The 13,715-nt window shown below is 73.2% G+C and carries 9 protein-coding genes; all 9 read right to left on the reverse strand.

Annotated elements, in window-relative coordinates:
• Positions 1-59 precede the first annotated feature (59 nt).
• The 9 genes from HNR40_RS20775 to HNR40_RS20815 all read right to left on the reverse strand — a co-directional run bounded on the left by HNR40_RS20775 (position 60) and on the right by HNR40_RS20815 (position 13,706).
• Complete coding sequence (locus HNR40_RS20775) at positions 60-722, reverse strand: potassium channel family protein (protein ID WP_184963689.1); 663 nt, start codon at positions 720-722, stop codon at positions 60-62.
• Positions 715-2,079, reverse strand: coding sequence for a TrkH family potassium uptake protein (locus HNR40_RS20780; protein ID WP_184963691.1), 1,365 nt, complete (start codon positions 2,077-2,079; stop codon positions 715-717). The genes HNR40_RS20775 and HNR40_RS20780 overlap by 8 nt, the downstream gene beginning before the upstream one ends.
• A gap of 85 nt (positions 2,080-2,164) precedes the next feature.
• On the reverse strand, positions 2,165-3,403 hold the full coding sequence (locus HNR40_RS20785; protein WP_184963693.1) for an MFS transporter: 1,239 nt from the start codon (positions 3,401-3,403) through the stop codon (positions 2,165-2,167).
• A gap of 42 nt (positions 3,404-3,445) precedes the next feature.
• Positions 3,446-4,672, reverse strand: a complete 1,227-nt coding sequence (locus tag HNR40_RS20790; protein WP_184963695.1) for an MFS transporter — start codon at positions 4,670-4,672, stop codon at positions 3,446-3,448.
• Positions 4,669-5,646, reverse strand: coding sequence for a methyltransferase (locus tag HNR40_RS20795; protein WP_184963697.1), 978 nt, complete (start codon positions 5,644-5,646; stop codon positions 4,669-4,671). Before HNR40_RS20795 ends, HNR40_RS20790 begins: the two co-directional genes overlap by 4 nt.
• An 11-nt stretch (positions 5,647-5,657) precedes the next feature.
• The gene (locus HNR40_RS20800; RefSeq protein WP_184963699.1) at positions 5,658-6,389 is read right to left on the reverse strand and encodes a thioesterase II family protein; all 732 of its coding nucleotides are present in this window, start codon (positions 6,387-6,389) and stop codon (positions 5,658-5,660) included.
• Positions 6,386-7,420, reverse strand: a complete 1,035-nt coding sequence (locus HNR40_RS20805) for a Gfo/Idh/MocA family oxidoreductase (protein WP_184963701.1) — start codon at positions 7,418-7,420, stop codon at positions 6,386-6,388. Before HNR40_RS20805 ends, HNR40_RS20800 begins: the two co-directional genes overlap by 4 nt.
• Positions 7,417-8,412 (reverse strand): saccharopine dehydrogenase family protein, encoded by a 996-nt coding sequence (locus HNR40_RS20810; RefSeq protein ID WP_184963704.1) that lies wholly within the window; start codon positions 8,410-8,412, stop codon positions 7,417-7,419. Before HNR40_RS20810 ends, HNR40_RS20805 begins: the two co-directional genes overlap by 4 nt.
• Positions 8,409-13,706 carry a non-ribosomal peptide synthetase gene (locus HNR40_RS20815; protein WP_312896451.1) on the reverse strand — a complete coding sequence of 1,766 codons (5,298 nt, stop codon included), beginning with the start codon at positions 13,704-13,706 and terminating at the stop codon, positions 8,409-8,411. Before HNR40_RS20815 ends, HNR40_RS20810 begins: the two co-directional genes overlap by 4 nt.
• Positions 13,707-13,715: the final 9 nt, after the last annotated feature.

Genomic DNA, 13,715 nt, shown 5'->3' on the forward strand with positions numbered 1-13,715 from the left:
GACGCCCGGTAGTCGGCCGACTCATGTTCCGTCGCGACGGAGGGGAGGGATACTGGCGTTTACGGTAGTTCGGCGAACCGTTCGACGTCCTCGGTGCGCCCCGACACCAGCACCACGTCGCTGTAGACGAGTTCGGTCTCGGCGGTGGCGTACGTGAACTCCTCGTTCTCGCTCTTGACCGCGACGACGGTCACGCCGTACTTCTTGCGCAGGCCGGAGCGGCCGAGCGGGACGCCGGTGTATTCCTTCGGCGGCCGGCTCTTGATGAGCGCGAAGTTCTCGTCGACCTGCATGTAGTCGAGCATCCGGCCGCTGACCAGGTGGGCGACGCGCTCGCCCATGTCGTGCTCGGGGAAGACCACGTGGTGGGCGCCGATGCGGCGCAGGATCTGGCCGTGCTGCTCGCTGATGGCCTTGGCCCAGATGTCGTCGATCTCCAGCTCGGCCAGCAGCGAGGTGGCGAGGATGCTGGCCTCCAGGTCGCCGCCGATGGCCACGACCGCGCGGTAGAAGTCGGGGACGCCGAGCTGGTTCAGCGTCTCCATGTCGGTGGCGTCGGCGGTGGCGATGTGCGTGATGCGCCCGGCCAGCGACTGCCCGACCTTGGGCCTGCTGTCGATGGCCAGCACCTCGGTGCCGCGCCGGGTGAGCTCCAGCGCGATGGCGGTGCCGAACCGGCCGAGGCCGATCACCACCACCGGGTCGCTGTTCTTGTCAGCCAACGAGAACCCTCTCCTCCGGGAGTTCGTAGCGGCGGGTGCGCTCCTGCATGGCCAGGGCGGTCCCCAGGGTGAGCGTGCCCGTCCTGCCCATGAACATGAGCAGCGTCAGGACGATCTGTCCGGCGGGCGAGAACTGCGCGGTGATGCCGGTGGACAGGCCCGTCGTGGTGAAGGCCGAGATCACCTCGAAGAGCACCTGGTCGAGGGCGAACGGGCTGATCACCAGCAGCACGTACGTGGCGACCACGACGACGGCGACGCTGAGCAGGCTGATCGCGATGGCCTGGCGCTGCACGGAGTCCGCCACCCTGCGATGGCCGATGTTGACCCTCGGCTCGCCGCGCAGCTCGGCCCAGATGACGAACGCGAGCACGCCGAACGTGGTGACCCTGATGCCGCCCGCGGTGCTGGCGCTGGCGCCGCCGATGAACATGAGCACGTCGCTGACCAGCAGGCTGGAAGTCTCCATCTGCCCGATGTCGACCGAGTTGAGCCCGGCCGAGCGGGTCATGGTCGAGGCGAAGAAGGCGGCCAGCAGCTTGCCGCCGTCGTCCAGCGGGCCGAACGTCTTCGGGTTGTTCCACTCGGCCACGAGCAGGAACAACGTGCCGATGGCCAGCAGCGCCAGCGAGATCCAGACGGTCAGCCTGGTCATGATGGACCACGTGCCGGGACGCCGCCAGGTGCGCATGAGCTCGAAGACCACCGGGAAGCCGAGCCCGCCGACGATGACGGCGGCCGAGGCGGTCAGGCTGATCCACGGGTCGGCGACGAACCTGGTCAGGCTGTCGGGCCACAGGGCGAACCCGGCGTGGTTGAAGGCCATGATGCTGTGGAAGACGCCGTAATAGGTGGCCTGGCCGAACGGCTCGCCGTACCCGATCATCCAGCGGCCGGCGAGGACGGCGGCGAAGACCGCCTCGCAGGAAAGGCTGAACACGACCACGCGGCGGGCGATCGAGCGCACGTCGGCGACGCTCAGCATGCTGGTCTCGGCCTGGGCGAGCAGCCGGAAGCGCAGGCCCACGCGGCGGCCGACGATCACCGCGAACAGGGTCGCGAACGTCATGATGCCGAGGCCGCCCACCTGCACGAGCCCGGCGATGACCACCTCGCCGAAGACCGACCAGTGCGACTGGGTGTCGACGATGGCCAGGCCGGTGACGGTGACCGCGGAGGTGGCGGTGAACAGCGCCTCGACCGTGGTCGCTGCGGGGCCGACGGTGGAGATCGGCTGCATGAGCAGGAACGTGCCGGCGAGCACGAGCAGGCCGAAGGAGGTCACCACGACCTGGGCGGGGTGGTGGAAGCGGGAGAGGACGGCGGCCGTCCAGCGGGCACGCCTGCTGAACGCCATCACGGCCGGCTTCTTGCCCCTCGAACGCCCGCCGGGCCTCCCGTCGCCACCATGGCGCCGATCCTAGCCACCCCGGCGGCCGTTCTCACCGCTGGGTGAGACTCCCCTCGGGCTCCTCCGCGCCCGCGCCGCCGCCGCGGCGGCGCAGCAGCCTGACCACGTACGGCCCGGCCAGCACCGCCAGCACGATCACTCCGGCGACCCTGGCCAGCCCCGCGTACCCGAGCAAGGACACGACCGTCCCGGCGGCCAGCGCCCCGGCGGCGGCGGTCAGCTGCATGAGGAAGTCGGAGGCGCCCTGGGCCATCGGGCGGCGCGGCACCGGGATGGCGGTGGTCAGCACGATCGACCCGGCGATGAACCCGGCCGACCAGCCCGCGCCCAGGAGCACGAGCCCGGTCCCGATGACGACCGGCCCGTCGCCCGACTGCAGCACGGCGGCCGCGGCCACCTGCAGCAGCAGTCCCGCCGCGAGGAGCCGTTCGGGGCCGAGGCGGTCGGCCAGCAGGCCGACCAGCGGTCCCGGCAGGAACATCGCGGCCACGTGGAAGCTCACGACGACGCCGATCACCTGCAGGGTGGCGCCGTGGTGGTGCAGGTGGATGCCGGCCATGTTCATGAGCGCGACCATGACGGCGTGCACGGTCACCATGGCCACCAGGCCGTGCCGGGCGGCCGGGATGGTGAGGACGGTGCGCACCGCGGTCCGCAGCGGGACCCGTTCGGGCGCGGCGACCAGGCTGAGCGGGTCCGGGCGCAGGCCCAGCGCCACGATCAGCGCCCCGAGGAAGAACAGCGCGGCGGTCACGACGAACATCCCGGTCATCGGCGGCAGTCCCGGGATGATCCGGTCGGCGAGCGGGATGAGCAGCGGCCCGGCCACTCCCCCGGCCAGCGAGGCCCACTGCAGCACGCCGAGCGCCCGGCCCGGCCGTTCGGCCAGGTCGGTGGCGGCGAAGCGGGCCTGGAGCCCGGCCGCGATGCCGCCGCCGGCCAGCAGGCAGCCGACCAGGACCAGCGGGAAGACGTCGAGGTGGTAGCCGGGCACGATCAGCAGCACCCCGGCCCCGCTCACCAGGGAGCCGGTGGCGATGCCGGCGCGGCGGCCGTGCCGGACCGCGAGGGCGGCCAGCACGATCGTGAACACCATCGCCCCGGAGGTGATGAGCGCCTGGGAGAGTCCTGCGAGCGTCTGCGATCCGGTCATCTCCTCGGCGAGCAGGGGTAAGACGGGGCCGAGGACTCCGAGGACGATGGTGCCGATGACCTGGGAGAAGAGGAGGACGACGAGGGTTCGCCGCTGGACCAGCCTGATGTCGGTCATGTCGTCCATGCTGGGGTGTGGGCGTCCTGCGGGATAGGTGCTCTATGCGGTGACGGTGGTGAGCTCCTCCGCGGGGCCGCGCAGGCGGCGGAAGGCGGGGACGAGGACGGGCAGGAGCAGCAGCCCCAGCGCTCCGGCGATCATGAAGGTGGGCGCGAAGCCGAGCGCTCCCGCGATCGCACCCGCCAGGCCGCCGGCCGCGGCGTTGCCGAAGGCCTCGGCGCAGTAGAGCAGGGTGTAGTCGGTGCCCGCCTGGCCCTGGTTGGACAGGGCCATGAACAGGGCGTACACGGTGACCGCGGCGGACGTCACGAACAGGTAGCCCAGCGCCTGGGCGACGATCGGGACCACGATGCCGTCGCCGGCCAGCAGGAGCCACGCGCCGAGCCCCAGCCACACCACCGCCGACAGCGCCAGCGCGGTGAACAGGTACCGGTGGAAGCCGAGCTTCACCGTCAGCCTGGGCGCGACCACGGCCCCGGCGACCGAGACGGCCGTGACGGCGGTCGCCGCCGTCACCGAGATCGTGGTGTAGGAGGCGCCCTGGTGAACTAAGAGGCTGCTGACCAGCCCGTAGCCCATCATGAGCGGCAGCTTGTACGCGGCCGACAGGGCCAGCAGTCCCCAGGAGCCCTTCCGGCGCAGGAAGCGGCGGATGGAGGCGCGCCCGGCGGCGGGCTCCCCCTGCTCGGTGCTGAAGTGGGCGCGTGACAGCCACAGCGGCGCCAGCCCGGCCACGAGCAGCAGCACCAGGCAGGCCACCGTGCCGGGCCAGCCGAGCAGCGCGTACGCCAGCAGGGTGCCGCTGCCACCCGCCACCAGGCCGACGGAGAACGCGCCGCCCTGGACGGCGTTGGCGCTGAGCCACCCGCGTCCGGCCAGCCGGGTGACGGCCAGGGCGTCGGTGGCGATGTCCTGGGTGGCGAACAGGATGTTCAGCACGAACAGCACGGCCAGCAGCCAGGTGAAGTCGCGTACCGGGTCCACGGCCAGCAGGAGCGCGGCGGCGGGGACGGCGGCCAGCTGGCAGGTCAGCACCCAGCCCGCCCGGCGGCCCGCGCCCAACCGCACCGGCGGCGTGCGGTTGTCGATCTGCGGCGCCCACAGGAACTTCAGCGCCCACGGCATGATCAGCACGCCCAGCATGCCGAGCTGGCCGAGTCCGACGCCCGCGCCGTACAGGATCGCGGGCAGGGCGACGAGGGAGAAGCCCACGGGCACGCCCTGAGCGAAGTAGAGGCCTGCCAGGACGGGCAGCAGTCGGTTCACGTGGTCTCCAGGACGGCGCTCAGCAGGCTCATGCCCAGGGGCAGCTCGGTGACGTACTCGATGGTCAGCCCGGCGTGCCCGAGCAGGGCGCGGTATTCGGGCAGGGTGCGTTCGCGGCCGTCGGTCATGACCATCATGTGCAGGTCGAAGGCGGCGGGCAGCAGAGCGTCGGCGCCGGCGACGCGCTCGATGACGAGCAACCTGGCGCCGGCCGGCATGGCCTTGGCGCAGTTGGCGAGGATGGCGGCGCACTGCTCGTCGTCCCAGTCGTGCAGGACGCGGGAGAGCATGTAGACGTCGCCGCCGTCGGGCACGGCGGCGAACAGGTCTCCGGCCACCAGCTCGCAGCGATCCAGCAGGCCCTCCAGGTGCGGCCCGGCCGCGGCGATCACCTCGGGCACGTCGAACAGCACCCCCCGGGCGCCGGGTACGGCCCGCAGAACCTGGGCCAGCAGAGCCCCGGTGCCTCCGGCCAGGTCGACCACGGTGCGGGCGCCGGAGAAGTCATGCTTTTCCGGGACCCGGCGGAAGTACAGGGTCCCGGCCGCCATCCCGGCGTTGAACTCCGCCGCCTTGTCCGGCTCGCCCGCCAGGTAGTCGAAGACGGGCAGCCCGTACACGTGGTGGAAGCCCTGCTCGCCCGTGGCGACGTTGTCCTCCAGCGCGGCCCAGGAGGCGGTGAAGTAGTCGGAGGCATACAGGGCGGCCAGCGGGCCGAGCTGGTCGCGGCGCAGCAGGGCGCCCATCTCGGTCAGCGCGAAGCGCTCGCCGCGCCCCTCCAGGATCCCCGCCGCCGCCAGCAGGCGCAGCAGCCGGGTGAGGGCGCTCTGGTTGACCTTCAGGGCCTCGGCCAGGTCTTCGGCGGTGCGCGGGCCGTCGGCCAGCGCGTCCGGGATGCCGAGCCTGGCCGCGACGTTGGTCGCCTGCGCCACCCACCCGCCGGTGAGAATGCGCATGAGCTCGTTCTCGATCATGGTGGTGCTCCTCAAGGAGTGGACGGCGGCACGGCGGCGAGCACGGCCCGCATGACGTCCTCCCGCCGGTCCTGCAGGTAGAAGTGGTCGCCGGGCAGGGTGCGCAGGGTGAAGCCGCCGCTGGTCAGCTCGGCCCAGCGCGCGGCCTGCTCGGCGCTCACCTCGGGGTCGTCCGCGCCGACGAGGGCGAGGACGGGGCAGTCGAGCGGGGCGTCGTGGCGGTGCCGGTAGGTCTCCTCCAGCCGGTAGTCATTGCGTACGGCCGGCAGAACCAGCTCCCTGATCACCGGATCCTCCAGCAGTTCCGGGTCGGAGCCGCCGAGCCTGCCCAGCTCGGCGGCCAGCTCGTCATCGGAGCCCAGGTGGGCGCTGACGGCCAGCCGTTCGTGGGCGGCGTGCCGTCCCGAGGCGACCAGGGCGGCGACGCCGCGGCCGCGGGCGCGCAGCTCGCGGGCGCTCTCGTAGGCGATCAGCGCGCCGAGGCTGTGGCCGAAGAGCACGGCGGGCCGGTCGAGCAGCGGCGTCATCGCCTCGGCGAGATGCTTGGCCAGCAGCGCGACGCTCTCGGCGAACGGCTCGCCGGAGCGGTCCGCTCGGCCCGGATATTGCACGGCACGCACCTCGGCCCCGGGCGAGCCGCGGTGCCAGAGGCGGAAGTAGGCGGCGCTGCCTCCGGCGTGCGGGAAGCAGAACACGCGCAGCGTGGCCTCGGGGCGGACCTCGTAGCAGTGGAAGGGATTCATGCGATCTCCTCGGCGGCCAGCGGCCTGGGCGGTTCCTGGGTGAGCAGGTCGGGGCGGCCGATGGTCCTGGTCAGGTCGAGCCAGGCGCGGCCCAGCGCCAGGTGGTACTGGCCCTGGCTCAGGGGGTCGCCGCCGCCGGTGACGGCGTCGTGCAGGCCGGTCAGGGCGCGCCGTACCCCTTCCGGCCACAGGCGGGTGACGATGTCGCGGAAGGCGGGCGCCTCGGCGGGACCCAACACGGTGGCGCTGGGCAGCTCCAGGCCGGGGCCGCCGGTGGCGAAGCGGCCGTCGTCCTCGCGGCCGACGTACATGCGGGGGCTCCACACCAGCGGGCCGTGGGTGTTGACCAGCGTGAGGCTGCCGCCCTCGGCGCCGAGCGTGATGCGGTGCAGCAGGTGCAGATGGGCGTCGGGGTCGTTGGGGGCGATCTGGTTCTGCACCCGCAGCGTGAGCGGCACGCCGCCGAAGCTGCCGCTCACGCCGGTGAACGGCGCGCCGGGCGCGGCCGAGGCGAACGACCAGGGGCGCGGCGAGCCGAGCGCCTGCCCGAGGATGTCGAGCAGGGCGTAGGCGACGTGAACGCTGCAGGCCGCGTCCACGTACAGCGGCTGCTGGAGGGCGCGCAGCCTGCGGGCGGCCTCGATGAAGCGGCGGACCGGCTCCAGGTGCGGGTAGAGGGTGTTGAGGTGGTGCACGGCCCCGGCCGACCTGGCGGTGCGCAGCACGCGGGCCAGCTCGTCGGGGTGCACGGGGTGCTCCTGGAGCACGTGCACGCCGTGTTCCAGCAGCGCCGCGGTCAGTTCCGTGCCGTCGCCGCCGACGACGCCCGAGCGCACGACCACGCAGGCGGCGTCGGCCACCTCGGGAACCTGATCCGGACGGGTCAGCAGCGGGACGCCGTGCTCGCGGGCACGCGCGGCCGACCTGGCGCTGCCCTTGGCCAGGATGCCGGTCAGCTCGAACGGCCCCTCGCGCAGCGCGTCCAGGTAGACCTGGCCGAACGTGGTGCCGCAGACCACGATCCGCTTCACAGCTCGCCCTCCTCGATCGGCGGAGCGTGCGGGTCCAGGGGCGCGACCGTCGTGCTCAGCCCGGCCTGGGCCACGGGCGCGATCGCGCTCAGCACGGCCGCGGGATCGAGCACGTCTGCGGCGTAGTGCGTGCCCGGTCCGGGCCCGCCGGCCAGGACCGTGCGCGCCGCGTGTGCCGCGACGGCCGCGGTGAGCGCGGAGGTGTCCGTGGTGCGCAGGGCGAGAGTCCGGATGCCCCCCTGAGCATCACTCCCTTGAAAAAGCATGACATAGTACGGTGTACGTCCCGCAAGTTCGAGAGCCGCTGCCCGCTCCAGGTCGGCGGCCGATCCCTGCGCGAGGGCCAGCACCCGCTCCCGCGAGGTCACCGTGTACCAGCGCGACTCCCCCACCCCGAGCCGGCGGGCCACCCGCTCCGCCTCGGTGGTCAGGTAGGGGTGCAGGTTCACCCGCTCGGGAAAGTACGGCAGCTCCACCTCCTCGGCCGGGCTCAGCGCCCGCGAGACCCGTACGCCACCACGCCAGGCGGCCAGCGCCTCCCCGTACCCGCCGGACAACAGGACGTCCTCGGCCGCGGCCGGGGTGAGACGGTCTCGGCCGCCGGTGAAGACGTCCAGGCGGGCGACGCCGCCCGGCCCGGCCAGCAGGCGCGGGAGCAGGCCGGACAGGCCGGGCAGCATTCCGGCCGAGACGATCGCGGTGCGGCCGGCCGTACCGGATCGGGTGAGCAGGTCGTGCAACGGGTCGTCGCCGGCGGCGTCGACGTAGTCCGCGCCCGCCGCGAAGGCGGCCCGCGCGACGCGGTCGCCCAGCCGGTGCGAGGGGCCCGCGCAGTTGACCACGACGCGGCAGCCCACGCAGAAGGCGGCCAGCGCGCCCGGATCGTAGGCGTCGGCGCCGCTCGACCTGCTGCCCCGGCGTACCTCATGGTCCGCCAGCAGGGCGGCGACGGTGCGCCCGACGGCGCCCGAGGCGCCCAGCACGCCGATCACCGGGCGATCCGGCGGGCGACGTCGGCGGCGTGGGCGGGGTCGAGGCAGGTGAAGTGGTCGCCGTCGACGTCCTCGACGGTCAGGCGGCCCAGGCAAAGCTCGCGCCAGAAGGCGGTCATGTCGTCTTGGAGGGTGGGCACCAGGTTCGTGACGCCGCGCTGGCGCAGGAAGGTCAGGTCGCCCGCGTACGGCTCGGGGTCGTAGCGGGTGACGGCGGCGAAGCTCTGGCTGAAGACGCGCAGCGCGCCGTCCACGTCCGTGCCGGCCTCGCGGGACAGCGCGGCCACACGTTCCTCGCGGGGAATGGCGGCCAAGGCGGCGAAGGCGCGGCCGGTCTCTCCGTCCAGTGCGGCCAGCGCGCCCTGCCCGACCAGGCCGGGCGAGCCGGCCAGCACCTCGCGCAGGGCCCCGGCCAGGTCGAGCGGCGGGTAGCCCAGGCGGGCCGGGTCGATGCCGGCGGCCTGCGCGAAGCCGTACTCGATCATGAGGTCGTCCTCGACGCGGTAGGGGAAGCGGGAGCTGCTGATCACGGTGAGACGCTCGACGTGCGCGCCGCTCTCGGTGAGGTGGCGGGCCAGCTCGGTGGCGATCAGGCCGCCCATGCAGTAGCCGATCACCTCGAAGCGGGTGGCGCCGTCCTTGAGCAGGTGGCGGGCGTAGGCGGCGGCGAGCGTCCCGACGGCGGTGGCCGGGTCCAGCTCCAGGTATCCGGCGAGGTCGGCGACGGCGAGACCCACCAGGGGCGCGCCGTCGCCGAGTTCGCGGATCAGCGCGCGGTAGGGGGCCAGCGTGCCCGAGCCGTCGTGGACCAGCACGCGGGTGGCGCCGCTCCCCTCGGCCAGCCTGACCAGCGGCGACGCCGCCGTCGTGCCGCGCTCCTGATCCTCGCGCTCCTCCCTCAGGTGTACGGCCAGCGCCGCCACCGTGGGCTGGTTGATGAGCCGCCTGACCAGGCTGTCCCAGTAGAGGTCGGGCGCCAGCGTCTCCCTGATCCGGCCGGCCAGCTTGGTGACCAGCAGCGAGTCGCCGCCGAGCAGGAAGAAGTCCTGGTCGCGGCCGACCTCGGGCAGGCCGAGCGCCTCGGCCCACAGGGCGGCGAGGGCGCGTTCCAGCTCGTCTCGCGGCGCCTCGCCCGCGCTGGCGGCCGGTCCGGCGCGGCCGGGCACGAGAGCGGCCAGCGCGGCCCGGTCGAGCTTGCCGTTGCCGGTCAGCGGCAGCGCGTCCACGACCTGGACGGTGGCCGGGATCATGTACTCGGGCAACCGGTCGGCCAGGAAGGCGCGCAGCTCCGCCAGGTCGACCACGGCGCGGTCGGCCGGGAAGCGGGCGGCGAACACGCACTGCCCGAGCGCCGCCAGCGGTTCGTCCGGGCCGGGCAGGCACGTGTAGGCGGTGGCGCCGGCCTCTTCAAGCAGCGCCAGCCACTCCTCGCGGGTGGTGAACGTCCTGGGCCGGTCGTGCGGGTCCATCAGGAACTCCATCGAGGCCATGATCTGCGCGTGGTCGCGCGTGGTCTCGATGAACACCAGCCAGCCGCCCGGCGTGAGCAGCTCGCGGAAGCGGGCCAGGACCGCCGCCCGGTCGTGCGCGTTGTGCAGGACGTTCGCCGCCACCACGACCTCGAACGCGTTCGGCGCCAGCCCCTGCGCGCGGTGGTCGGCGTTCAGGTCGAAGATCCCGTAGCGGACCCACGGGTGCCCGGCGAAGCGCTCGGCCGCCTCGTCCAGGAAGAAGCGGGACAGGTCGGTGAACAGGTAGTCCACCTCGTGCCCGGCCAGCTCCGGGATGAGCTCGGCGCTGGTGCCGCCCACGCCCGCGCCCACCTCGAGCACGCGCAGCGCTCCCCTCCCGCGCTGCGCGTGCTCGCCGGCGAGGTGGCCCAGGACGTGCCTGGCCACGCCGTTCACATAGCGGCTCAGGACGTTGTCCCGGTAGGCGCCCTCGGCGGTGCGGGTGGCGGCCTCGGGGAACAGCAGGTCCCTGGCCTCCAGCTCGCCCCTCATCAGCTCGGGCAGCCGGGTGGTGCCCTGTCTGAGGAAGGCGATCAGCTCGTCGCCGTAGTCGAGATCCTTGGTGAGCTCCTCGACCCGCCGCCAGGCGTCCTCCAGGGCCGGGCCCTCGCGCAGGCGGTGGTAGCGGCCGGTCACCGGGTCCAGGTCCAGACGGCCACGCTCGTGCAACGCGGCCAGCCAGCGCCGGATCAGCCCGTGATGACGCGGCACGACCCCGGCCCGCTCCAGCACCTCCTTCACGTCATGGCCGGTGCTCTGGTCGTCGAACAGGCCGGCCGCGCGGAGCGCGGCGGCCATCGCGGTCATGGCGATCTCCTCCAGCGTGGCGGCCACCTCGACCACCGCGCCGGTGTCCACCCGCTCGGCGGCGGGCGGGGCAGGCAGCGGCGCCTGCTCCTCGTCCTGCTTCTGTACGGCCTGCGCGAACCCCAGCAGGCGGCGCTCCATCGGCCCTTCACCGTCGGCGATGACGGCCGCCGCGGCCAGCGACGGATGGGCCAGCAGCGCCGCCTCCACGTCGGCCAGCTCGATGCGGTGGCCGCGGACCTTGACCTGGAGGTCCTCGCGGCCCAGGAACTCGATGTTCCCGTCCGGCCGGTAGCGGCCCAGGTCGCCGGTCCGGTAGAGGCGCTCGCCGCCGTGGTGGACGAACCGCTCGGCCGTCCTCGCCTCGTCTCCCCGGTAGCCCAGCGCGAGTCCGGCGCCGCCGATGTACAACTCGCCCGGCACCCAGTCCGGGCACGGGCGCATCGCCGGGTCGAGGACGTGGAAGCTCTGGTTGGCCAGCGGCCTGCCGTACGGGACGCTGGGCCAGCCCGGCCGTTCCCCCTCGATCGGGTGGAAGATCGACCAGACGGCCGCCTCGGTGGCGCCGCCCAGGCTGATGAGGCGGAATCCGGGCAGCCTGGTGCGTACCAGGCCGGGCAGGGTGAGCGGGATCCAGTCGCCGGACAGCAACCCGAGCCTCAGGGACGGCAGGTCGAGCGCGGGCTCGGCGTCCAGGTAGTGCTGGAGCATCTGGAGCTGGGCGGGCACCGAGTTCCACACGGTGACGCCGTGCTCGGCCACGCAGGCGGCCCAGTGCGCGGGGTCGCCCCTGCGGGCCGGGTCGGGCAGCACGAGGGCGGCGCCGGTGGCCAGCGTGCCGAAGACGTCGTAGACGGACAGGTCGAAGCCGAGCGCGGCCAGGCCCAGGACGCGATCTCCCTCGTGGACGCCGAAGCGGGCGGTGATGTCGTCGAGGGTGTTGCGGGCGGCCCGGTGGCTGACCACGACACCCTTGGGCGTGCCGGTGGACCCGGACGTGTAGATCACGTAAGCGGCGTCATCGGGATTCCCCGGGGTGCTCAAGACAGCGCCGGTGGTGGTGTCATTGGCTTTCCCGGTGTTTTCTGTGCTTCCGGTGGCGGTTGGGGCGGTGGGGAGGAGGACCAGGCGGGCTTCGGCGTCGGTGAGGATCTGGTCGCGGCGGGCCTGGGGCTGGGTGGTGTCGATGGGCAGGTAGACGCCGCCCGCCAGAAGGGTGCCGATGACGGCGGCCACCTGTTCGACGCCCTTGTCCATGGCCACCGCCACGGTCTCGCCCGGCGTCAGGCCGCGCTCCTTGAGGGCCCCGGCCACCTCGGTGGCCCGGCGTAGCAGTTCGCCGTAGGTGACCCGCTCCGCCGGGGTGATCACGGCCACCCGGCCGGGCGTCTTGGCGGCCTGCCGCAGGAACGGCTCGTGGAGCAGGCCGTCGGGCAGCGGGGCGGCGGTGGCGTTCGCCTCGTCCCGGCGTCGGCGCTGGGCCGGGGGCAGGTCCACGGGCGAGTACGCGGCCCAGGTCTCCGGCGCGGCCAGCCGAGGCAGCAGGCCGGTGAAGGCGGCGAACATGTCGTCCACCACCCCGTCAGGCAGGACCCCCTCGCGGACGTCCCAGTTGACCAGCAGCTCGCCCCGGTGCTCCTTGACCTGGCAGTCGATCCACACCTGCGGCGTCTGGCTGATGCCGTAGCCGGGCCTTCCGCGTTCCGCTTCGTCCTGGCCGAGCCCGATGGCGCTGGTGAACACGACCGGCATCAGGCTGGCGGCCCGTCCCCGCCGCCGGGCCAGTTCCCTGATGACCTCGATGCCGGTGTGCCGCCGGTGCTCCAGGTCGTCGAAGAGCTGCCGGCCGACGACCTTGGCGCGCTCGCCGAACGTGGCGTCGGGCGTGGTGTCGACGGCCAGGAGGTTGAGCGAGGTGAAGTCGCCGACCACCCCGTCGATCCCGGGGTGCAGCGAGGGCCGGTCGAGCAGGGTGAGGTTGAGCGTGAAGCGCGGACGGCGGCTCCACCGGCCGACGACCTCGGCGTAGGCGGCCAGCACGGCCTGCGACGCCGTGACCCCTTGCCCGGAGGCCCGCTCCCGCACCGCGGCCCAGACCTCGGCCCCGACCACGCTCTCCCACCGCCGGAACCGCCCCGGCGCACCACTAAGCGCGGGCAATTCGGGCGCGGCGGGCAGATCGTCCAGCCGAGCCTGCCAGTAGGCGCGATCACGCTCGTGGCGAGCGCTCTCCCGCCGCGCCCGCAACGCGAGCACACAGTCACGGAACCTCACCGGTACGGCAGGCAGCCCCACCTCCGGATCATCATGCAACCCCTGAAACTCCCTCAACAGCACCTGAATGCTGACATAGTCCGAAATAAGAAGATCGATCGAGGCGTGCAGCACCGCGCCCTCGTCCGTCAGCGTGATCCGCAGCTCGAACAGCGGCCACGCCCCCACCGGGTAGACGGTGTGCCCCATCTCCTCGCGGATCGCCGCGATCGCCGCCCCCGGATCCACCCCGCGCAGATCCGTCACCCGGATCTCGTAGTCGGGCACCTCAGGCAGCACCCGCTGATAACCGTCGGCATGCACCACGGCCCGCAACATGTCGTGCCGCCGGATCAGCGCCCGCCACGCCGCCTGTGCCCGTACCGGGTCCAGCTCGGCGAAGGCCACCTCCACGTACCCGTGACAGGCGACCCCGCCGAACCCGAACGCGTCGTTGCGTCCCAGCAGGTAGGCCTGCTGCACGTCCGTCAGCGGGAACGGCTCGAAGCGCCCGCCCGGATCGGCCGTGAACACCTCCGCCGAGGCCTCAAGCCGCAGGACCTCAAGGATCTCCCCCTTGACGGCCTGCACCGCCGCCCGCCGCTCCGGCGTCAGCGCGCCCTTAGGCGCGCGGAACCGCAGCCGCCCGTCGTCCTCCCACAGCCTGATCCCGGCCGTCTCCAGCTCGGCGATCAGCTCCTGTACGGCAGGCGCCCCGTTCACCGCGTCCCC

The organism is Nonomuraea endophytica (assembly GCF_014203235.1).
GTDB classification, from domain to species: domain Bacteria; phylum Actinomycetota; class Actinomycetes; order Streptosporangiales; family Streptosporangiaceae; genus Nonomuraea; species Nonomuraea endophytica.